Genomic DNA, 20,529 nt, shown 5'->3' with positions numbered 1-20,529 from the left:
GTTCGTGGCGGGTCCGCCCGCCCGCCGGCCCGCGCCGTCCGCCGGCGGTAAGTGACCGGGACGGTTGGACGGTGGCGGTACGGGGTATTCGAAGGGCGTACCGGCACCGCCAATCGGGAGGTTGACATGGGTTTCGAGGACAAGATCAACAACACGACCGAGGATGCGGCCGGCAAGCTGAAGGAAGGCGCCGGCCGGGCCACCGACAACGAGCGGCTCGAGGCCGAGGGGCGCAACGACCAGGCCAGTGCCAAGCTCAAGCAGGCCGGCGAGAAGATCAAGGACGCCTTCAAGAGCTGACCCGCGTACGCGCCCTCCGCCGGATCGGTCCCGAGCCGACCCGGCGGAGGGCGTGCCGGCGTGTCCCGCGGGAGGCGCCACTCGTTGGCAGGTCGACGTCCCGCCGCCCGGCACCGGCCGAACCCGTGCCGTCCCCCTGACGGCCGAGACCCGAACGGGAGGTCCCGTGTCCCGATCCGTCGTCTACGCGCGGCGCGCCGCCGCCACGGTGGCGCTCGGGGTGCTCGCCGTGGGATGCCAGGACAGCGCGCGGGAGGAGGCCGCCCGGACCGGCGCGGCCCCGCCGAGCCCGACGGCGTCGGCGAGCGCCGCCCCGAGCCCCTCCCCGGTCGCCACGACCGCCGCCAACACGGCCGAGGTCTGCCGCGAGGTCGACCGGCTCATCCTCGCCGGCAGCCGGCGGATCGCCACCGACTCGGCCGCATCGGTCACCCGCGACCTGACCGGTGAGCAGGTCGCCGACCAGCTCCGGCGCAACCTCGCGGAGTTGGCGGACGACGTACGCGGGCAGGCCCGCCGCGCCGCCGACCCGGAGATCCGCGCCCTGATCCAGGAGACCGCCGACAGGATCGACGCCGGTTCCCGGGCGTCCCGGCCGGCCGCCTGGATGGACTCCACCTTCACCGCGATCCCACCGAAGCTCACCCGCGAGTGCCGCGCCTGAGGCCGACGGGCACGTGCCCCGGCGTCGTCGACGCCTGACCGGGACGCCGGCCGGCATGCACCCCCGAGCCGCACGCCGGCCGGCATCCGTCAATGTGACTCCCGCAGCCGCCGGGACTCATCGGTCCCCGTCAGCCGGGCGGCCCGCAACTCCAGGTAGCGCTGCTCCGGCAGGCTCGTCGTCCCCCGGGCCGCCGCCAGGTACGCCGCCCGCGCCCGCTCCGGTTCGCCGGCCAGCTCCAGCAGGTGGGCGCGGACGGCGGCGAGCCGGTGGTGCCCGGCCGTGCGGTCGTCGTCGTCGAGCGGGGCGAGCAGGGCCAGGCCGGCGCGGGGACCGTCCACCATGGCCACGGCGACGGCCTGGTTCAGGGTGACCATCGGGCTCGGGGCGGTCCGGGCCAGCAGCCGGTAGAGCGCCAGGATCTGTCGCCAGTCGGTGCGCCCGGCGGACGGGGCCTCGGCGTGCACGGCGGCGATCGCCGCCTGGAGCTGGTACGGGCCGGGCGGTGACCAGGTCAGCGCCTCGGTGACCAGCGCGGTCCCCTCGGCGATGGCGGCGTGGTCCCAGCGGTCGCGGTCCTGCTCGGCGAGCGGGACCAGCTCCCCGGCCGGTCCGGTGCGGGCGGCCCGGTGCGCGTCGGTGAGCAGCATCAACGCCAGCAGCCCGGTCACCTCGCCGTCGCCCGGGAGCAGCCGGTGCACCAGCCGGGCCAGCCGGATCGCCTCCGTGGTCAGGTCCGTCCGGTGCAGGTCCGGCCCGCTGGACGCGGTGTACCCCTCGTTGAAGATCAGGTAGAGCACCTGGAGCACGGCCCGTAGCCGCTCGTCCCGGTCCCCGGGGGCGGGCATCGTGAACCGCGCCCCGGCGGCCTCTATCCGCTGCTTGGCCCGGCGGATGCGCTGGCTCATCGTCGCCTCGGGCACGAGGTACGCCCTCGCGATCTGCGCGGTGGTGAGGCCGCCGACCGCCCGCAGCGTCAGCGCGACCTGAGCCGACCGGGCCAGCGCCGGATGGCAGCAGAGGAACAGCAGGGCCAGGGTGTCGTCACCCGCCGGCGGCTGTTCGTCGGCGGCCGGCGCGACCGTCGCGTACGCCGGCTCGCGGGCGGCCAGCGCGGCCTCCCGGTACCGCCGGGCGCGCTCGCTGCGCCACTCGTCGGTCAGCCGGCGCGTGGCGACGGTGAGCAACCAGGCCCGGGGGTTGTCCGGCACGCCCTGCTCCGGCCACTGCACGGCGGCGGCGAGCAGCGCCTCCTGCACGGCGTCCTCGGCGGCGTCGAACTGGCCGTGCCGGCGGACGAGCAGGCCGAGGACCTGCGGCGCCAGGTCGCGCAGCAGGTCCTCCAGCTGCCCTGCGCTCACATCTCCGTCCCGGCCTCGTCCATGATCGCCCGCACCTCCAGCACGCCGAAGCCCCGCCGCACGTCCGGCCAGCTGGCGGCGATCTCGGCGGCCCGCTCGGCGCTGTCGCAGTCGACCATCAGGTAGCCGGCGAACTGTTCCTTGCTCTCCATGTACGGCCCGTCGGTCACCTCCGGCCGGTCACCGGCCAGCCGGACCGTACGCGCCTGCGACGGGTCGGCCAGGGCCTGGCCGCCGAGGAACTCGCCCGACTCGGTCAGCTCCCGCATGACCTCGTCGACCTCGCCGAAGAGCGCGGTGCGTTCCTGCTCCGACAGCCCCTCCACGAACCCCGGGCGGTTCCAGATCAGCAGCATGTACTTCATCGGGTGCTCCTCGTTCCGTCGGCCGCGCCCATGGTGGCGCGTCTGCGGTGGAAGGTCGGAGCCGACCCGCCGGTTCCGACAGCCGGCCGTGCGGAATCTCAGCGCCGGCCGCGTACCTGGCGCTTCGGGGCGGGGCCGGCGCCGAGCGAGGCGCGGTCGGCGGCGGAGGTGCCCGACGACCAGCCCTCGGCGTCGCGCACGGTGAGCCGGCCCCGGACGACGCCGGGGAAGAGCGTGTCGAGGCGTTCGCGTACCGCCTCGGCGCGGGTGGCGAGCACCGGCAGCAGCCGCTCCGGCCCGGCCTGCGCCGTCGCCTCCCGGTCGGCCGCGTCGGTGGCGGCCCGCAGCCGCTCGCCGATCCGCAGCGCGAAGGCGTTGAGGAAGGACTCGTCGTAGTCCCGGGTCCGCCGGCCGGTGCCCGTGGCCCGCCGTTCCCCCCGGCCGCGCAGCATCGCGGCGGTGGCCTGCACCAGCAGCGAGGTGTAGAGCAGCTCGACCGCCTCCAGGTCGGCCGGCCAGCCCAGCACGGTGGTGAAGCCGAGGTCGTCGGACCAGACCGCCTCGCAGCGGTTCGCCGCCGCCACCTCCTGCGCCAGCAGCGCCTTCGCGCCCGCGTACGGGGGCTCGGTGCCGAGGCGCACCCCGCCGGGCCGGTCGGCGGGCTCGGCGACGCCCGCCAGCAGCGCCTGGTCGATGCTGTGCCGGGCGATCAGCTCCTGGGCCTTGCCGGTCAGCGCCTCCGCCTCGGCCGGGTAGGTGGTCGACTCCGCCTTGGCGAGCAGCGCCCGCACCCGGTCGAGCATCCGTGAGGCGCTGCCCGACCCGCCACGCGCGACGGCCGTTCCGGGCGCGCCGGGCGGCGGGCGCAGCACGGCGATCGGCGGGAGCCCCTCGACCAGGGCCAGCGCGTCGACCGCCGCCCGCAGCGCGGTGAACCGGTCGCAGCCGGCGCGGGCGGACCAGGCGGCCAGGTGGCCCTCGTCGGCGTCCCACCACACCCCGGCGCCCAGGTCGCGCAGCTGGTCGTCCCACCACGGCGGCACCGGGTCGGCCAGCTCGCGGCGCTGCGCGGCGAGCGCGTCGGTGACCAGCCCGGCCGCCCGGGGGCCGAGCCGGCGGGCGGCGAGCCGACCGAGGTCCACCGGCTGCCAGCCGTGCCGGGCCAGCCGCCCGACGCCCCGGGCCAGCCGGCGCAGGAGGGTGGCGTCCACCGCCGCCGCGCCGTCCGCGGCACCCGACCCGATCATCAGCCGGTCCAGCTGCCGCTCCGCGAGACGTACGTCGGTGCCGCGTACCGCCGCGAGCGCGTCGTTGACCAGTTCCTCGGCGTCCGGCACGGCCGTGTCCTCCTGGGGTCTGCTTCTTCCGCGCCGGGAAACGATCGTCGCCCGCCCGCCGAAGGTACCTCCGGGTCAGCGCGCCGTCCGCCGGTCGTGACCCGTGCCACCGGACCGCCCGTCCCTCCGGGGAACTTCCGCATGGTTCGGCCGGTCCGGGGTAGTTCGGGGGGAAGCGGGCGAGGCGAGGTGGTGCAATGGCGGGATCGTGGTTGCCGGGCAACGGCTCCGGCGCACCTGATCTTCGCCGGTCGGTCCTCGCCGCCGCGGTGATCGGGGCGGCGGTGATGGCCGCCGTCGACGAGATCGTCTTCCACCAGATCCTCGGCTGGCACCACTTCTACGACCGGTCCACCCCCTCCGTCGGGCTGCTCTCCGACGGGCTGCTGCACTCGGCCGAGCTGCTCGCCCTGGTCGGCGGCTTCTTCTGGTTCGCCGACCTGCGCCGCCGGGGTGCTGTGGTGCCCCGGGCCGCCTGGGGCGGGTTCCTGCTCGGCGCCGGGGCGTTCCAGCTCTTCGACGGGATCGTCGACCACAAGGTGCTGCGGCTGCACCAGATCCGCTACGGGGTGCACCTGCTCCCGTACGACGTGGTGTGGAACGTGGCGGCGGTGGCGCTGCTGCTGCTCGGCGCGTGGGTGACCTGGCGGGTGCGGTCCCGCGCCGGCCGCGACGCCCGGTGACGGCGCTCGCGCACACCGGTGCCGCCGCCGGGCCGGCCCCGCTGCCGCTCGCGGCGGTCGCGTTGCTCGCCGCCGGCTACCTGCTGGCCGTGTCCCGGGACCGGCGCGGCTGGCGTCGCCGGCGTACGGTCGCCTGGCTGGCCGGCTGCGCGGTGCTCGCGGTCGCCCTCGGCCCGCTGGCGGGCGGGCCGGGCGACCCCCGCGTCCACATGGCCCAGCACCTGCTGCTGGGCATGGTCGCGCCGCTCGCGCTGGCCCTCGGCGCGCCGGTGACCCTGCTGCTGCGGGTCGTGCCGCCGCCGGTCGGCCGCCGGGTGGGCCGGTTCCTGCGGGCGGGGCCGGTGCACGTGCTCGCCCATCCGGTGACGGCGGCGCTGCTCAGCACCGGCGGGCTGGCGCTGGTGCTGCTCACCCCGCTCTACGCGGCGGCCGAGCGGAACCCGGTACTGCACCACGCCCTGCACGTGCACTACGTCGCCGCCGGCTACCTGCTCGCCTGGTCGGTGGCCGGCCCGGACCCGGCCCCGCGCCGGCCGGGCCTGGCGGTGCGGGCCGGCGCGCTGCTCGGCGCGGGGGCCGGGCACGCCGTGCTGGCCAAGTACCTGTACGCGCACGCCGCCACCCTGCCGCCCGGGCTGCCCGACCGGGACGTCGCGGCGCTGCGCGCGGCGGCGCGGTTGATGTACTACGGCGGCGACGTGGCCGAACTGCTGCTCGCCACCGCCCTCTTCGCCGCCTGGTACCACCGGCGTCGGCCCCGCCGGCCGGCACCCGCCGTCGGGGAGGGCCCGCCCGGACGCGAGGCCGTGCGGGTCGCGCCCGTCAGCCGGTGTACGCCCTCCCGGCCGTCAGCCGGAGCGTGAACCCGGCGTCGTCACGCTGCCAGGTCACGTGGTTGCAGGACTGGTAGGTGATCCAGAGGCCGAGCCCGCCGGGGGCGCCGTCGGACACGGGGAGCAGCCCGCAGAACGGATCGCCCGGCCCCTCGCCGCCGTCGCTGACCGTCGCCACGATGCGGTCGTCGCCGGCCCAGACGCGCAGTCGGACCGGCGGCCTGCCGTGGCGCAGCGCGTTGGTGACGATCTCGCTGACCGCGACAACCAGATCCTCCACGTCGTCGACCGGCACCTGGCCCTGGTCGGCCTTGTGCACGGCGGCGCGCGCCTCGGCCGCCGTCGGGTCGGCCAGCTCCACGGCCGGCGGCTGCGCCTGGAGGGGGTCGGGCACGACCCGGGGGCACTGTCGCAGGTACTCCCTCGGCGGCGTCCAGGTCGGGCTGGGCACGTGCCGCCCGTCGGGGGTGGCGAACCGGGGGTGCGTACGGGCCACGTCCGCCAGCACCTCCGGCGGCGTGATCCGGGTGTCGTACGCGCACATGCTCCACAGGGGGAAGTCGTCGTACGCGTGGTTTATCGCCGACTCGTAGCGGGCCCACCAGTCCCAGGTCGCGCCGAACGAGACCGGGGGCACCTCACCGATGATCCGGATCTGCCCGGCGCCGGCGGCCACCTGCTCGGCGAGGAGCTGGCGGTAGGAGCGGATGGCGGCGGCGGGCCGGGCGTAGACGTCGCCGCCGGGCAGGAACTCGACCTTGGAGCCGGCCGGCAGCGCCGAGCGGACCAGCCCGCCGGTGCGCTCGCCCAGCGCGACGAAGGTCGGCTCGCCCGACTCGATGCCGCCGAGCAGGAACGGCACCGCCACGGCGAGCAGCTCGTCGTCGGAGTCGTAGTGGACGGCCTCGTGGTAGTAGCCGTGGTGCTGGGCGGCCGCACCGGTCCTCATGGCGTGACCTCCACCCGCATACCGGGCAGGCGCAGCAGCTCCACCAGGCGGGCCGGGGCCGAGCGGGGGGTGCGCAGCACGGCGGTCGCGCCACGGCGGTGCGCGTACTCGGCCAGGATGGTCAGGGCGCGGTGGTCCACGAAGCGCAGGTCGGCCGCCGACAGCACCAGCTCACCGTCGGTGGGCCGCAGGTCGGCGCGGTCCAGGGCGGTGTGGAACAGCTCGTGGTTCGACATGTCCAGCTCGCCGTCGAGCGCGGCGTGCCCGTCGGCGGGCGCCACGGCGTACAACCGGAACAGCAGGTCCTCGACGTTGGTCTGCGGATGCATGCAGGCCAGCTCGGTGACCGCCCGGTCGCCCAGCTTCAGCCGGTGGTAGGCGCACATGGCCTTGAACGGCCGGGTGCGCATGTAGCGGTCGATGAGGTGCTCGTAGCGGGTGAAGACGTCGAGCTGGGCCGGGGTGCGGACCAACTCGGTGGCCTCCGCGACCACCCGCAGCCCGGTGTGGCCGGCGGCCAGCGCCCCGTCGGTGGCCGCCGCGTAGGCGGCGACCTGTGCCGCCGGGTCGACGACGTGGTCGGGCGAGTAGGTCGAGACCAGGGGGACCACCGCGGCGGCGCCCTGACGTACGGCGTCGGAGAAGCTCGGCAGCGCGCGCAGCCGCTCGGCCACCAGGTCCGAGGGGCGCGGCGTCACGTACCAGAAGCGCTCGCCGGCGGCGAGGCTCGTGGCGAGGTGGCGCTCCGCCTGGTCGGCCAGGGACTCCGGGTCGTCGTACGACCAGCAGATGTGCCCGCCCGGCGCGGCCCGCCGTTCGCTGCTGGTCATGCTGACTTCCTCACGGCAACCAGTGTAGGTCGGCCGGGAACGGGCGCCGGGCCCGCGACCTGCCAGGACGCCCTTTCGACCGGTTCGTCGCCCGGGAGCGGGCGTGCGGCCGGCCGTTCCGCCCCGCGCCGCCCGGGCTGCCGGTGCCCGGTCAGGCGCTCCGGGCGCCGCTCAGGCGTTCGGTGCGGGGGAAGGACGCCCAGATGTTCTTGGTGGTGCCCGTGGCGTACCAGCCGACGTCGAGGGAGAGGGCGCGGGCCAGCTCCAGGCCGCGCCCGCCGTCGCCGACGGGCCGGGCCTCGGCGAGCTGCGGCAGGGACCCCAGGTCGTGGTCGGCGACGTCGAGGATGAGGCAGTCGTCGGTGGCGAGCAGCCGGACGATCGTCGGCGGGATCCCGTGGCGCAGGGCGTTCGTGGCCAGCTCCGTGGCGATCAGCGCGACGAGCTCGGGGACCTCCTCCAGGGCCTCGCCCTCTCCGAGCACGTCGCCGGTCAGTTCCTCGTGCAGGGACGCCCGCAGGGCCCGCAGGTCAACCGCCTCAGACAGGGTCCACCGGCGCAGCTCAACGGCCTGCGGCGGGGGTGGGGAACTGCTCAGCTGGCCCATGGTCCCGTTCTACCCGATCTCCGGCCGGCTCACTCCAGGCGCACGGGTCGGCGCACCGGGTCGTGGGTACCCCGGGGCACCCCGGGACGGCAGCGGCGCACCCGCTCGGCGGCCAGCCGTCCCCCCACCGCCAGCCCGTGCCACTCCACCGCCGTCAACCCGTACGCCCCACAGGTCGGCGTGAAGCGGCACCGCCCCGGCCAGTGCGGCGACAGCCACCGGCGGTAGCCCCGGATCGCCGCCACCCCCGCCCGGTCCAGCACCGGCGCCCGGGTAGCCGCCGCCGTCGCCGAGCCGAGCATCAGCAGGGTGGAGAACAGCCCCAGGTCGCAGCAGTCACAGCAGCCGTCGGGGTTCTTCGACTTCGACATGAGCCGTTGCTGCCGGCGGTTCTCGCGGGCCGTCTCACGGAGGCGTCTGAACATGGCCCGATCATCGGCCACCGCGGCGACCGGCGGGCCGTCGCCTCCGCAGCCGGTCAGCCGGTGGGACCCGGGCGCGGTGGTCGACGCGGTCGACGGCCCGACGCGACCGGTGCCGCCGGTGGCCGCATGCCGGGCGACGGTCGCGGGTAGTGCACAGGCAGTGACCGAGAGGAGAACGCCGTGCCCAGCACCACGATGCCGATGCTCGAGACGTACCCGAAGTCGATCAACCTGGACCGGGCCAAGCTGGCCGCCGTCGTCGACGCGCTGAACACCTGCGCCCAGGCGTGCACCGCCTGCGCCGACGCCTGCCTGAGCGAGGACATGGTCGCCGAGCTGACGAAGTGCGTACGGACGAACCTGGACTGCGCGGACATCTGCACGACGACCGCCCGGGTGCTGTCCCGGCACACCGGCTACGACGCCAACATCAGCCGCACCCTGCTGGAGGCGTGCGCCACCGCCTGCAAGTCCTGCGGCGACGAGTGCGCCAGCCACGCGGGCATGCACGAGCACTGCCGGGTCTGCGCCGACGCCTGCCGCGCGTGCGAGCGGGCCTGCCGGGACCTGCTCGCCACCATGAGCTGACCGGTCCGCGGACGGCGACGGCGCCGGCATCCCGCGCGGGGTGCCGGCGCCGTCGTGCCGGTGGTCAGCGCAGCCGGACCGGGCCGGCGTCGATCCGGACGCGGAACAGGGCGTACGGCTTGCGCCGCAGGTCCTGCCCGCGCTGGTACTTCGCCTGGCGGTGCAACTGGTTGGCGGTCACGTACAGGTGCCCGTCGCTCGCCACGGACATGGTGTCGGGCCAGAGCAGGCGGGGATCGTGCACCACGGTCTCGTACCCGCCGTCGGGACGGCGGCGCAGCACCGCGTCGTGCTCGTACGAGGTGAGGTAGAGCCGGCCGGCGTCGTCGGTCTCCAGGCCGTCGGAGCCGCCGCCCTTGTCGCCCTCGTCCACCACCGACGCGGCGACCTGGTCGTCGGCCGCCGAACGGTCGGTGAGCGCGTCGGTGGGCACGCTGTACCAGCGGCGCGAGGCGAGCGGGCAGTAGTGCAGCCGGGCCCCGTCGGCGGAGATGGCGATGCCGTCCGCGCCCATCGTCACCGGCTTCGGCGTTCCGTCGGCGGGGCGCTCCAGGAACGGCCGGCCCTCGACCACGGGCCGGAACGTCTCCAGCGGTTCGGCCTTCGTGGACGGGTGGTCGTGCAGCCGCCGCCAGGACGCGCCGCTGGCCAGGTCCACCACGATGATCCCGTTCGGGCCGGAGTCGGAGGAGTCGGTGACGTAGGCAACGCCCGCCTCGCCGCGGCGCAGGTCGAAGCGCACGTCGTTGAGGTAGGTGCTGGGCAGGGCGACGTCGGTCGGGAAGGTGATCACCTGGGCGACGGTGTCGGTGTCCAGGTCGACCCGGACCAGCTTCGGGCCGCCGGGCGAGGTGGGGCGGAACATCGGGCTGCCGGTGTCGAGGATCCAGAGCCGGTCGGCGGGGTCGACGACGATGCTCTGCACCGACACGAACGCCTCCGCGTCGTCGTCGCCCGACGGGCTGTTCCACCGCTGGTCGGGGAAGGGCACCTCGCGGCCGTCGCGCAGTTCGACCACCGTGGCGGGCACCTCGTCGCCCCACTTCGGGAAGTTGACGAAGATCCGGCCGGTGTGCGAGACGCTCACGCCGGTGGGCATCGGGCCGGTGAAGGCGTGGACGAGTTCCAGCTCGCCGACCGGCTCGGCGCCGACCGGTCCGCTCACGACGCGCCCCCGGGACGCGGCGCGGCGTCCCGCGCGCCGGTGGCGACGAGCGGCCCGTGGGTGGCGACCGGCCGATCGTCGCCACCGGCGACCGGCCCGCGTGCGGCGACGGGCGTCCGAACCGGTGCGGCGTCGTCCGCGACCCGGCGCGGATCCTCGTGGAGCACGTGCACGGCGTCATCTCCCTCTCGCGCGGGGTCGACCGTCGGGCTTCCCGGCGCCCACCGCCGCAAACCCTCCGCCCGCCTCTCCTCCGAGCGATCCGTCGGCATATACCCGGAGGGGGTATGTATGGTGGGTCGGGAGGAGGCGCAGATGCCCCACGAGACGCACCACCACGACGGCCACCCGCCCCGCGCGACGGGTGCCTCCGACGCGCACGCCGGCCGGCACGCCCACGGCGCGGGCGGACACGCCGGGCACGACAAGCACGCCGGGCACGACCCGGAGATGTTCCGCCGGAAGTTCTGGCTGAGCCTGGCGCTGACCGTGCCGATCGTCCTGACCAGCGACATGGTGATGGACTGGTTCGGCTACCGGCTGGAGTTCCCGGGCGTGGCATGGGTCGGCCCGGTCCTCGGCACGGTCGTCTTCCTCTACGGCGGCTGGCCGTTCCTGGTCGGCGCCGTGCGGGAGGTGCGCGACCGGGCGCCCGGCATGATGCTGCTCATCGCGATGGCCATCACGGTGGCGTACGTCGCCTCGGCGGCCACCGCGCTCGGCGTCTTCGACCTGGACTTCTGGTGGGAGCTCGCCGCCCTGGTCACGATCATGCTGCTCGGGCACTGGCAGGAGATGAAGGCCATCGGCCAGGCGCAGGGCGCGCTGTCCGCCCTGGCGGCGCTGCTGCCCGACGACGCCGAGCGGGTGACGGCGGACGGCGGGGTCGAGCGGGTGTCCGTGGCGGACCTGCGGGTCGACGACCTGGTGCTGGTCCGGCCCGGCGCCCGGGTGCCGGCCGACGGCCGGATCACCGAGGGCGGCGCCGAGCTGGACGAGTCCATGGTCACCGGCGAGTCGCGGCCGGTATCCCGGGGCGTCGGGGACCGGGTGGTCGCCGGCACGGTGGCCACCGACGCGGCGATCCGGGTACGCGTCGAGGCGGTCGGCGAGGACACCGCGCTGGCCGGCATCCAGCGCCTGGTGGCCCAGGCCCAGCAGTCCAGCGGTCGCGCGCAGGTGCTCGCCGACCGGTTCGCCGCCTGGCTGTTCTACGTCGCGACCGTGGTGGCCCTGGCGACCCTGGTGACCTGGGCCGTGCTCGGCGACCCCGGTGCGGCCGTGGTGCGTACCGTCACCGTGCTGGTGATCGCCTGCCCGCACGCGTTGGGCCTGGCCATCCCGCTGGTGATCGCGCTGTCGACCGCCGTGGCGGCCAGGGGCGGGATCCTGGTCAAGGACCGGCTGGCGCTGGAGCGGATGCGCACGGTCGACGCGGTGCTGTTCGACAAGACCGGCACCCTCACCCGGGGCGAGCACGTGGTGTCGGGGGTGGCGGCCACGGGGAACGGCAGCGAGGACGAGGTGCTCGCCCTGGCGGCGGCGGTGGAGGCGGACAGCGAGCATCCGCTGGCCCGGGCCATCGTGGCCGCCGGGTCCGAGCGCGGCGCGGCCCGGCGGGCGACGGGGTTCCGCTCGCTGACCGGGCGCGGCGTCCGCGCCGAGGTCGACGGCACGGCGTACGCCGTCGGGGGCCCCGCCCTGCTCCGCGAGTTGGGCGCCGAGGTGCCGGACGACCTGGGCGACCGGCAGGGCGAGTGGTCGCGCCGGGGTGCGGCGGTGCTGCACCTGCTGCGCCTCGACGGCGGGACGGCCACCGTGCTCGGCGCCCTCGCGCTGGAGGACCAGGTCCGCCCCGAGGCCCGGGAGGCGATCGCCGAGCTGCGGGAGCAGGGTGTCCGCAAGATCGTCATGATCACCGGGGACGCCCGCCCGGTCGCCGAGGCGGTCGCGGCCGACCTCGGCTTCCGTCCCGGCGTCGACGAGGTCTTCGCCGAGGTGCTGCCCGCCGACAAGGACGACGCCGTGGCCGACCTGCAACGGCGCGGGCTGCGGGTGGCGATGGTCGGCGACGGGGTGAACGACGCCCCCGCGCTGGCCCGCGCCGACGTGGGCATCGCCATCGGCGCCGGCACCGACGTGGCGATCGAGTCCGCCGGGGTGGTGCTCGCCTCGTCCGACCCGCGGGGCGTCACCGGCGTGATCCGGCTGTCCCGGGCCTCGTACCGCAAGATGATCCAGAACCTGGGCTGGGCGGCCGGCTACAACGTCGTCGCCCTTCCGCTGGCCGCGGGCGTGCTGGCCTGGGCCGGGGTGACGCTCAGCCCGGCGGTCGGCGCGATCCTGATGTCCGCCTCGACGATCGTGGTGGCGCTCAACGCCCAACTGCTGCGCCGCGTGCGCCTGCGTCCCCGGGAGGAGTGAGCGGCGCGGGCCCTCACCGATCAATCGGATTGTCTTGACAGGAAAAACTGTCGGTGGGACGCTGTGGTCATGTTCGACATCGCAGTGATCGAGGACCCGGCGGCGGCCGAGGCGTCGCTGGACCCCATGCGGGCCCGGCTGCTGGCCGCGCTCGCCGAGCCGGCCTCGGCGACGATGCTCGCCGCCCGCGTCGGCCTGCCCCGGCAGAAGGTCAACTACCACCTCCGGGCGCTGGAGCAGCACGGCCTGGTCGAACTGGTGGAGGAGCGCCGGAAGGGCAACGTGACCGAGCGGGTCATGCGGGCGACCGCGGCGTCGTACGTGATCTCGCCCGCGGCCCTCGCCGCCGTGCGGCCCGACCCGGCGCAGTCGCCGGACCGGCTGTCGGCGCGGTGGCTGCTGGCGCTGGCCGCCCGCCTCGTGCAGGACGTCGGCGCGCTCATCACCGGCGCCGAGCGGGCGAAGCAGCGGGTGGCGACGTTCGCGGTCGACGGCACCGTCCGGTTCGCCTCGGCGGCCGACCGGGCGGCCTTCGCCGAGGAACTGGCCGCCACCGTCACCGCCCTGGTCGGCAGGTACCACGACGAGAACGCCCCCGGCGGCCGCGAGCACCGGGTGGTGGTCGCCCTGCACCCCAGCGCCGACCCCGACGACAGCACCGCGAACGAGGAGCACTGACTGACATGGGACACCACTTCGAGCTGCGCAAGGACGTCGAGCTGGCCGCCACGCCCGAGCAGGTGTGGGAGGCCATCGCCACCGGGCCGGGCATCGACTCCTGGTTCATGGGCCGCAGCGAGGTCGAGCCGGGCGAGGGCGGCCGGACCCGCCTGACGATGGCCGGCCACGTCGAGGAGTCGACGATCACCGCGTGGGAGCCCGGCAAGCGGCTCGCCGACCGCACCGCGACGGCCCCGGACGGCACCTTCATGGCGATGGAATACCTCATCGAGGGCCGCGAGCGGGGCAGCACGACCCTGCGGCTCGTCCAGAGTGGCGTCCTCGGGGACGACTGGGAGACCGAGTACGAGGCGATGGGCGTCGGCTGGGACATGTACCTCGGGACGCTTGCCGCGTACCTCGCCCACTTCCCCGGCCGGACCGCGACCCCGGTCTCGGCCTTCCGCCCGGGCGTCGGCGGCGCGGACCGGGCGTGGGCGGCCGTGGCCGACGCCCTCGGCGTCGCCGGTCCGCTCGCCGAGGGGCAGCGGGTCCGGTTCACCGTCGCCGGGCTGCCGCCGATCGAGGGCGTCGTCGACCTGGCCGGCCTCCCGACCTACGTCGGTGTCCGCACCGCCGACGCGCTCTACCGGTTCCTCCACTCCGGCGCCGAGCGCGGCGACGCCCTGGTCCTCGGCCACCACGTCTTCGCCCCCGGGCAGGACCCGGCCCGGAGCGAGCGGGCCTGGCAGGACTGGCTGGCCGCCCTTCCCGTCGGCTGACCCGACGACAGGAACGGCGAGCGGGCCTGGCAGGACTGGCTGGCCGCCCTTCCCGTCGGCTGACCCGACGACAGGAACGCCCGGCGGGCGGGCCGGCCCGGACGCCTGGGTGGACGGGGGCCGATCCGGACGCCCGGCAGGCGCTGCCCGGTGGGAGTCGGGCCGGCCCCGCCGGGCGTCCGGGTGTGGCCAGGGCGTGAGGACGAGGCGCCCGCGCAGGCCGCCCGCGGCGAGGCGGTCGTGGGCCACGCCGACCTGGTCCAGCGGCAGGGTGTCCGCGACGCGCGGGCTGAGCCGTCCCGCGCCCACCAACGCGGCCAGTTCGGCCAATCGCGCGCCGTCGGCGAACACCTCCTGCACGACGACGCGCGTGGCCCGCAGGGGCGGCGGCGCGAACGGTGCGACCAGGGCCACGAAGGTGCCCTCCGGCCGCAGTGCCTCGTGCGCCGCGACGCCGACCACCGCGGCGTCGACCACCGGGCACGTCGTGGCGTACGGCCTCGGCGAGCCGTTGCGTGCGCGGCACGAACCAGGTCGCCCAGCTGCGGGAGCACCAGCGCGACGAGTACAACGCCTTCCTCGCGCAGTGCCCGGGTCACCAGCTGCTGGCGACGCTCAGCGACAAGGGGTGACGCTGGTCCTCGCCGCCCTCGCCGCCCTCGCCGCCCTCGCCGCCCTCGCCGACGGGCCCCTGCGCTACAGCGACCTGAGCCGCACCATCCCCGGCGCCAGCCAGAAGATGCTGACCCAGACGCTGCGCAAGCTGGAACGCGACGGCCTGCTCACCCGCACCGTCACGCCGGCGGTGCCGGTGCGCGTCGATTACGGGATCACCGCGCTGGGCCGTACCCTGCTTCCGATCCAGCAGGCGATCAAGAACTGGGCCGAGACGCACATCGAGCAGGTCCATCGCGCCCGCGCCGCATACGACCGCGGCGCCGCCGGCTGACCGTCGCGCTCCGACGCGGACGGGGTGTGGCCTGGGCGACACGGCCCCCTGGCGCTTGTTGCATGAGATTGGCAATTGCGGAATGCTGGCGTTAGTGGCCGGCTGCCCCCGGCACGCGATGATCGAGACCATCGCCGGGGCGTCCGTCCGCTCGTGACCGTGGACCGCCGCGGGCACGGTCGGTCAGATCAGGACGCCGGCCCCGGCGTGACGCCGGGCGGTCGCGCGAAGAACAGACCCGGGAGCATGTGATGGGTACGCCTGTGTCCAAGCGCGTGGCGGCGGTGGCCGTCGCCGGTGTCCTCGCCGTGGCCGGCTGCTCCTCGCCGACGACCACGTCGACGGGCGCGGCCGGCGCCGGCACGCTCGTCGTGGCGACGGCGGGTGAGCCGGACGCGTTGAACCCGGTGCTCAACTACGGCGTCGACGGCGGCTCCCTGATCTTCGACGGGCTGGTCGCCCGCGACGCCCGCAACGAGCTGGTGCCGGCGCTGGCCCAGGAGCTGCCGACCGTGTCGGCGGACGGCAGGACGGTCACCGCGAAGCTGCGCGACGGCGTGCTGTTCCACGACGGCAGCCCGTTCACCGCCCAGGACGTGGTCTTCACCTACCAGGCGGTGCTGGACCCGAAGGTCGACTCCACGCTCCGCTCCGACCTGGACATGCTCGCCTCGGTCACCGCGCCCGACCCGTCGACCGTGGTGTTCACCCTGAAGTACGCCTACGCGCCCTTCCCGCAGCGGCTGGCCCTCGGGATCGTGCCGGCCAAGGCGCTGGCCGGGCAGGACATCAACAAGGCCGAGTTCAACCGCAAGCCGGTGGGCACCGGCCCGTACCGCGTGACCTCGTGGACCCCGGGCGACCGGCTCGTGCTCGCGGCCAACGAGAGCTACTGGGGCGGCAAGCCCGCCAACGGCGGCGTGGTGGTGGCGTTCGTCGCCGACGACAACGTACGCGCGCAGCGGATGCGGGCGGGGGAGTTCGACGCGGCGGAGCTGGCGCCGAAGCTGACCACCGGCTTCGACGGGCAGGCCGGCTACCGGGTGCAGCGGGTGCCCACCGCCGACTACCGGGGCGTGATGCTGCCGATGGGCAACCCGGTCACCGCCGACCTCGCGGTGCGGCGGGCGCTGAACGCCGCGGTGGACCGCGCGGCGATGGTCACCGGGCTGCTCGGCGGGGCGGGCGAGCCCGCGTTCGGGCCGGTGCCGCCGACGTCGGAGTTCGCCGAGCCGTCGATCGTCGGCAAACCCGCCGCCGACCCGGCCGCCGCGACCGCCGCCCTCGACGCCGCCGGCTGGAAGCCGGGCCCGGACGGAATCCGCGCCAAGGACGGCCGGCAGGCCGCGTTCTCGCTGATGTACCCGGCCACCGACAGCCTCCGCAAGGAACTCGCCCTCGCGGTGACCGCCGACGCGAAGAAGGTCGGCATCAAGATCACTCCCGAGGGCCTGACCTGGGACGCGATCACCCCCCGGATGAAAAGCGACGCGCTCGTCATGGGCTACGGCACGCCGTACGACCCGGACTTCGTCAGCTACAAGCTGTTCGGCTCCGCCTTCGCCGGCCAGGGCTTCTTCAACCCCGGCTCCTACCGGTCGCCCGTGGTGGACAAGGCGTTGCAGGACGGCCGCGCCAACGCCGACCCGGCCGCCCGCAAGGCCGCGTACGCCACGTTCCAGAAGCAGCTCGCGACGGACATGCCGTGGGTGTTCCTCACCTACCTCCAGCACACCTACGTGGTGAAGGACGCCGTCGCCGGGGTGACCCCCCGGGTGGAGCCGCACGAGCACGACGTCGCCAACAGCCTCTGGTGGAACATCCACACCTGGACGAGGAAGTCGTGACGACGCCCGCCCCGACAGCCGCGCCGGCACCGGCGAGGGCCACCCCCCGACGTCGGACGCGTCGGATGGCGGGAGCCGGCGCGGTGGTCCGCCGACGGCTGCTGGTGGCCGTGCCGATCCTCGCCGCCACCAGCGTCGGCATGTTCGCCCTCGGCGCGGCCTCGCCCATCGACCCGGCCCAGCAGTACGCGGGCGCGGCGGCGTTCACCGCCAGCGAGGAGAACCTGGCGCAGATCCGCGCCAACTGGGGTGTCGACGACCCGCTGCCGGTGCAGTACCTGCGTTGGGTGGGCAACCTGCTCCAGGGCGACCTGGGCTGGTCCACGAGTCGCCACGAGCCGGTCACCTCCGTGCTCGCCGCCCGTGCCGGTTGGACCCTGCTGCTCGTCGGCGCCGCCCTCGCCCTCGTCCTCGTGGCGAGCCTGCTGCTGGGCACGCTGGCCGCGTACCGGCGTGGCGGCTGGTTCGACCGGGCGCTGCGCGCCACCGCGTACGCCGTGCAGTCGATGCCGGTGTTCTGGATCGGGCTGGCCGCGATCGCCCTGTTCGCCCTCACCCTCGGCTGGCTGCCGGCGGGCGGGCTCACCGACATCACCGCCACCGGCACCGACCCCGCCGACGTGGCCCGGCACCTGATCCTGCCGGTGGGCGTGCTGGCGATCGCCCAGACGCCGTGGTTCGTCCTGTTCATCCGGGACGCCGTCGCCGACAGCCTCCGCGACGACCACGTCCTCGCCGCCCGGGCCCGGGGCCTGCCCGGCCGCACCGTGCTGTTCGGCCACGCCCTGCGTACCGCGCTGCTGCCGTTCCTCACCCTCGTCGGCACCCACCTGCCGGAGTTGATCGGCGGCGCCGTCCTGGTGGAGACCGTGTTCTCCCTGCCCGGCCTCGGCGCGGTCACCGTACAGGGCGCGCTGGGCAGCGATTTCCCGCTGCTGGCCGCCACGACCCTGGCCACCACCGTCGTGGTGCTGGCCGCGAACCTCGGCACCGACCTCGCCTACGCCGCCGCCGATCCCCGGGTACGCCTCGATGACTGACCTCGCCCTGCCCCTGCGGGTCCGGCGGCCGAAGCCGCGTACGGGCCGGGTCGGCGCCGCCGTCGCCTGGGCCGTGCTCGTCGGCGCGGGCCTGGCCTGCCTCCTCGCCCCCGTCCTCTGGCCGCTCGACGAGAGCGCGGTGGACCTGGCCCGGACCCGGCTGGCGCCCTCCTGGGCGCACCCGGCCGGCACCGACGACCTCGGCCGCGACGTGGCCCACCGCAGCCTCTACGGCCTGCGGGTCTCGCTGCTCGTCGGCGCGGTCGCCGCGCTCGTCGCCACCGTGATCGGCGGCCTCGTCGGCGCGGTGGCCGGCACCCTCGGCGGCTGGGTCGACCGCGTGCTGATGCGGGTGGTCGACACCATCGCGGCGCTGCCGCACCTGCTGCTGGGTATCTTCATCGTCGCGATGCTGCGGCCGAGCCTGGGCGCGGTGATCCTGTCGATCGGGCTGACGCACTGGCTCTCCACCGCCCGCATCGTCCGGTCCGAGCTGCTCAGCCTGCGTACCCGGCCGTTCATCGACGCCGCGATCTCCGGCGGCGCCAGCCGGGCCCGGGTGATCACCCGGCACCTGCTCCCGCACGTGCTGCCCCGGTTGGCCCTGGCCACCACGCTGATGGTGCCGCACGCCGTCTGGCACGAGACCGCGCTGTCCTTCCTCGGCCTCGGCCTGCCCCCGCACCTGGCCTCGATCGGCAACATGATCAACGACGGGCAGCGGTCCCTGCTCACCGGCGCCTGGTGGGCCAGCATCGTGCCCGGCCTGCTCCTCGTCGCCGTCACGCTGGCCCTGGCGGCCCTCACCGGCCGGTGGCGCGACCGCCTCGACCCGCGCGTACGAGCGGAGCTGAACCTGTGACCACCACCCGCGAGCCCGCCCCCGCCGACACCACCGCCCCGGCCGGGAGGACCGCCACCCGCCCCACCGGATCCGCCACCACCGGCGAGACCGCCGGCAGCGCCGGCACGGGTGGCACCGCCGCCGACGGGCGGCCCGGCCTGCTGGAGGTCGACGGGCTGACCGTCCGCTTCCAGCTCCGCGACGCCGTCGTGCAGGCCGTCACCGACCTGCACCTGACCGTCCACCCGGGCGAGCTCCTGGCGGTGGTCGGGGAGTCCGGCTGTGGCAAGTCGGTGCTCGCGCACGCCCTGCTCGGCCTGCTCCCCGGCAACGCCACCGTCACTGGTCATGCCCGCCTGCGCCCGCCCGCCGGGGCGCAGGTCGACCTGGTCGGCTCCTCCGAGCGCCACCTCGCCCGCGCCGTACGCGGCCGCGCGGTCGGGCTGGTGCCGCAGAGCCCCGCCACCGCCCTGACCCCCGTACGGACGGGCCGGCGGCTGCTGGAGGAGACCCTGCGCGCCCATGGGCACACCCGGCGCGAGGCGCCCGCGGCGGCCGAGCGGGTCGCCGCCGAGGTGGGTCTCGACCCCGCCGACCTCGACCGCTACCCGCACGAGCTCTCCGGCGGCATGGCCCAGCGCCTGGCCACCGCCCTCGCCCTCGCCCCCGACCCGCCGCTGCTGCTCGCCGACGAACCCACCACGGGCCTCGACCGGCCCCTGGTCGACCACACCCTCGACCTGCTGCGCCGCCGCTGCGACGCCGGCGGCGCCGTCCTGCTCATCACCCACGACCTGGCCGCCGCCCGCCGGGTCGCCGACACGGTCGCCGTCATGTACGCCAGCCGGATCGTGGAACGGCGGCCGACGGCCGAGTTGTTCGCGGCGCCCGCCCACCCGTACACCGCAGGTCTTCTCGATGCCCTGCCCGAGCGGGCCTTCCGGCCCGTCCCCGGCCATCCGCCGATGCTCACCGACCTGCCGCCCGGCTGCGCCTTCGCCCCGCGCTGCGACCGCGCCACCGACGTCTGCCGCACCCCGCCCGCTCCCTGCGCGGGCGCGCCGGGCCGGGCCGCCTGTCACCACCCGCTGACCCTCGGAGCGCCGGCATGACCAGCACGGCCGGAAGCGCCGGCACGACCAGCACCGCCGGAAGCGCCGGCACGACCAGCACGGCCGGGAGCGCCGGCACGACCAGCACCGCCCTCGCGGCCCACGAGGTCGCGGTCTCCTACGGCGGCCGGCGCGTCCTCGACGGCGTCGACCTGCGCGTCGCGCCCGGCGAGACGGTCGGCCTGCGCGGGCCCTCGGGCAGCGGCAAGTCCACCCTCGCCCGGGTGCTGGCCCTGCTGCACGCCCCCGAGGCCGGGCACGTCACCCTCGACGGCCACCGGGTGGCGGGCGCCCGGCACCGGGTGCCCGCCGCCGTTCGTACCCGCGTCGCGATCCTGTTCCAGAGCCCCCGCGCCGCCACCGACCCCCGGCTGGGCCTCGCCGACATCATCGCGGAACCGCTGCGCGCCACCGGCACGCCCGAGGAACAGGCGCGGGCCCGGGCGGCGGAGCTGGCCGACCTCGTCGGCCTCACGCCCGACCTGCTCGCCCGCCGCCCGCACGCGGTCAGCGACGGGCAGCTGCAACGCGCCTGCCTCGCCCGCGCGCTCGTGCACCGGCCCGACTACCTGCTCTGCGACGAGGCCACCGCCATGCTCGACGCCTCCACCCAGGCGCACCTCGCGGCCGTCATCACCGACTACCAGCGGCAGCACGCCGCCGGGGTCCTGCTCATCACCCACGACCCGGCGCTGATGGCCCGCTGGGCCACCCGGGTGGTCGACCTGCCGACCGCCGCGCAGCCCTGACCGGCGCGCCTCCCG

The 20,529-nt window shown here is 75.7% G+C and carries 22 protein-coding genes and 1 pseudogene; 14 read left to right on the top strand and 9 right to left on the bottom strand.

The features are described from left to right. The first annotated feature begins 126 nt into the window (after nt 1-126). Entirely contained in the window at nt 127-300 is a 174-nt protein-coding gene (locus tag AB0883_RS11080; RefSeq protein ID WP_132231820.1) for a CsbD family protein, read from the top strand. 166 nt (nt 301-466) lie between these two features. After that, entirely contained in the window at nt 467-964 is a 498-nt protein-coding gene (locus tag AB0883_RS11075) for a hypothetical protein (protein WP_366641063.1), read from the top strand. Nucleotides 965-1,053: 89 nt separating this feature from the next. Here the strand turns inward: AB0883_RS11075 and AB0883_RS11070 are convergent, their stop codons facing one another. From AB0883_RS11070 to AB0883_RS11060, 3 genes are all read right to left on the bottom strand, one after another. After that, entirely contained in the window at nt 1,054-2,325 is a 1,272-nt protein-coding gene (locus AB0883_RS11070) for a sigma-70 family RNA polymerase sigma factor (RefSeq protein ID WP_366641062.1), read from the bottom strand. Further along, nucleotides 2,322-2,690: a YciI family protein gene (locus tag AB0883_RS11065; protein ID WP_366641061.1), complete on the bottom strand. Its 369-nt coding sequence runs from the start codon at nt 2,688-2,690 to the stop codon at nt 2,322-2,324. Before AB0883_RS11065 ends, AB0883_RS11070 begins: the two co-directional genes overlap by 4 nt. Nucleotides 2,691-2,788: 98 nt before the next feature. After that, the gene (locus AB0883_RS11060; RefSeq protein ID WP_366641060.1) at nt 2,789-4,027 is read right to left on the bottom strand and encodes a DUF2786 domain-containing protein; all 1,239 of its coding nucleotides are present in this window, start codon (nt 4,025-4,027) and stop codon (nt 2,789-2,791) included. Between the two features lie 197 nt (nt 4,028-4,224). Here AB0883_RS11060 and AB0883_RS11055 point away from each other — a divergent pair, with 197 nt between their 5' ends. Both AB0883_RS11055 and AB0883_RS11050 read left to right on the top strand, forming a co-directional pair. Beyond that, nucleotides 4,225-4,710 carry a DUF2243 domain-containing protein gene (locus AB0883_RS11055; RefSeq protein WP_366641059.1) on the top strand — a complete coding sequence of 162 codons (486 nt, stop codon included), beginning with the start codon at nt 4,225-4,227 and terminating at the stop codon, nt 4,708-4,710. Then, complete coding sequence (locus AB0883_RS11050; protein ID WP_366641058.1) at nt 4,707-5,573, top strand: cytochrome c oxidase assembly protein; 867 nt, start codon at nt 4,707-4,709, stop codon at nt 5,571-5,573. The genes AB0883_RS11055 and AB0883_RS11050 overlap by 4 nt, the downstream gene beginning before the upstream one ends. On the opposite strand, the gene AB0883_RS11045 is transcribed toward AB0883_RS11050, so the two are convergent. From AB0883_RS11045 to yidD, 4 genes are all read right to left on the bottom strand, one after another. Next, entirely contained in the window at nt 5,533-6,492 is a 960-nt protein-coding gene (locus AB0883_RS11045) for a sensor histidine kinase (RefSeq protein WP_366641057.1), read from the bottom strand. The two genes, AB0883_RS11050 and AB0883_RS11045, sit on opposite strands and share 41 nt — an antisense overlap. Further along, a complete protein-coding gene (locus tag AB0883_RS11040; protein WP_366641056.1) occupies nt 6,489-7,322 on the bottom strand; it encodes an MEDS domain-containing protein in 834 nt (277 codons plus the stop codon). Before AB0883_RS11040 ends, AB0883_RS11045 begins: the two co-directional genes overlap by 4 nt. Before the next feature lie 151 nt (nt 7,323-7,473). Beyond that, nucleotides 7,474-7,929 (bottom strand): ATP-binding protein, encoded by a 456-nt coding sequence (locus AB0883_RS11035; protein ID WP_366641055.1) that lies wholly within the window; start codon nt 7,927-7,929, stop codon nt 7,474-7,476. 29 nt (nt 7,930-7,958) lie between these two features. Further along, entirely contained in the window at nt 7,959-8,354 is a 396-nt protein-coding gene (gene yidD, locus AB0883_RS11030; RefSeq protein ID WP_366641054.1) for a membrane protein insertion efficiency factor YidD, read from the bottom strand. A 180-nt stretch (nt 8,355-8,534) separates the two neighbouring features. Between yidD and AB0883_RS11025 the strand changes: the two genes are divergently transcribed. Continuing rightward, nucleotides 8,535-8,942: a four-helix bundle copper-binding protein gene (locus AB0883_RS11025; protein ID WP_233599695.1), complete on the top strand. Its 408-nt coding sequence runs from the start codon at nt 8,535-8,537 to the stop codon at nt 8,940-8,942. Between the two features lie 64 nt (nt 8,943-9,006). Here the strand turns inward: AB0883_RS11025 and AB0883_RS11020 are convergent, their stop codons facing one another. Continuing rightward, the gene (locus tag AB0883_RS11020) at nt 9,007-10,107 is read right to left on the bottom strand and encodes an L-dopachrome tautomerase-related protein (protein ID WP_366641053.1); all 1,101 of its coding nucleotides are present in this window, start codon (nt 10,105-10,107) and stop codon (nt 9,007-9,009) included. 315 nt (nt 10,108-10,422) lie between these two features. Here AB0883_RS11020 and AB0883_RS11015 point away from each other — a divergent pair, with 315 nt between their 5' ends. The 3 genes from AB0883_RS11015 to AB0883_RS11005 all read left to right on the top strand — a co-directional run bounded on the left by AB0883_RS11015 (nt 10,423) and on the right by AB0883_RS11005 (nt 13,973). Then, complete coding sequence (locus AB0883_RS11015) at nt 10,423-12,531, top strand: heavy metal translocating P-type ATPase (protein WP_366641052.1); 2,109 nt, start codon at nt 10,423-10,425, stop codon at nt 12,529-12,531. A gap of 69 nt (nt 12,532-12,600) precedes the next feature. Further along, nucleotides 12,601-13,209, top strand: coding sequence for a helix-turn-helix domain-containing protein (locus AB0883_RS11010; protein WP_192581427.1), 609 nt, complete (start codon nt 12,601-12,603; stop codon nt 13,207-13,209). Nucleotides 13,210-13,214: 5 nt separating this feature from the next. Next, on the top strand, nt 13,215-13,973 hold the full coding sequence (locus AB0883_RS11005; protein WP_366641051.1) for an SRPBCC domain-containing protein: 759 nt from the start codon (nt 13,215-13,217) through the stop codon (nt 13,971-13,973). A gap of 258 nt (nt 13,974-14,231) precedes the next feature. On the opposite strand, the pseudogene AB0883_RS11000 reads toward AB0883_RS11005, so the two are convergent. Continuing rightward, a pseudogene (locus AB0883_RS11000) lies at nt 14,232-14,387 on the bottom strand (NADP-dependent oxidoreductase); the annotation flags it as partial. A gap of 214 nt (nt 14,388-14,601) precedes the next feature. On the opposite strand from AB0883_RS11000, the gene AB0883_RS10995 reads away from it, so the two are divergent. From AB0883_RS10995 to AB0883_RS10970, 6 genes are all read left to right on the top strand, one after another. After that, nucleotides 14,602-14,922: a helix-turn-helix domain-containing protein gene (locus AB0883_RS10995; RefSeq protein WP_366641050.1), complete on the top strand. Its 321-nt coding sequence runs from the start codon at nt 14,602-14,604 to the stop codon at nt 14,920-14,922. A 251-nt stretch (nt 14,923-15,173) separates the two neighbouring features. Beyond that, entirely contained in the window at nt 15,174-16,769 is a 1,596-nt protein-coding gene (locus AB0883_RS10990) for an ABC transporter substrate-binding protein (RefSeq protein ID WP_366641049.1), read from the top strand. Between the two features lie 65 nt (nt 16,770-16,834). Continuing rightward, a complete protein-coding gene (locus AB0883_RS10985; RefSeq protein WP_366641048.1) occupies nt 16,835-17,809 on the top strand; it encodes an ABC transporter permease in 975 nt (324 codons plus the stop codon). Continuing rightward, entirely contained in the window at nt 17,802-18,671 is an 870-nt protein-coding gene (locus tag AB0883_RS10980) for an ABC transporter permease (protein WP_366641047.1), read from the top strand. The genes AB0883_RS10985 and AB0883_RS10980 overlap by 8 nt, the downstream gene beginning before the upstream one ends. After that, entirely contained in the window at nt 18,668-19,765 is a 1,098-nt protein-coding gene (locus AB0883_RS10975; RefSeq protein WP_366641046.1) for an ABC transporter ATP-binding protein, read from the top strand. Before AB0883_RS10980 ends, AB0883_RS10975 begins: the two co-directional genes overlap by 4 nt. Beyond that, nucleotides 19,762-20,514, top strand: a complete 753-nt coding sequence (locus AB0883_RS10970) for a dipeptide/oligopeptide/nickel ABC transporter ATP-binding protein (RefSeq protein ID WP_366641045.1) — start codon at nt 19,762-19,764, stop codon at nt 20,512-20,514. Before AB0883_RS10975 ends, AB0883_RS10970 begins: the two co-directional genes overlap by 4 nt. Nucleotides 20,515-20,529 lie beyond the last annotated feature (15 nt).

This window comes from Micromonospora sp. NPDC047812, from assembly GCF_040704175.1.
Lineage (GTDB): Bacteria > Actinomycetota > Actinomycetes > Mycobacteriales > Micromonosporaceae > Micromonospora.
This window is presented reverse-complemented; position numbering and strand designations above follow the sequence as displayed.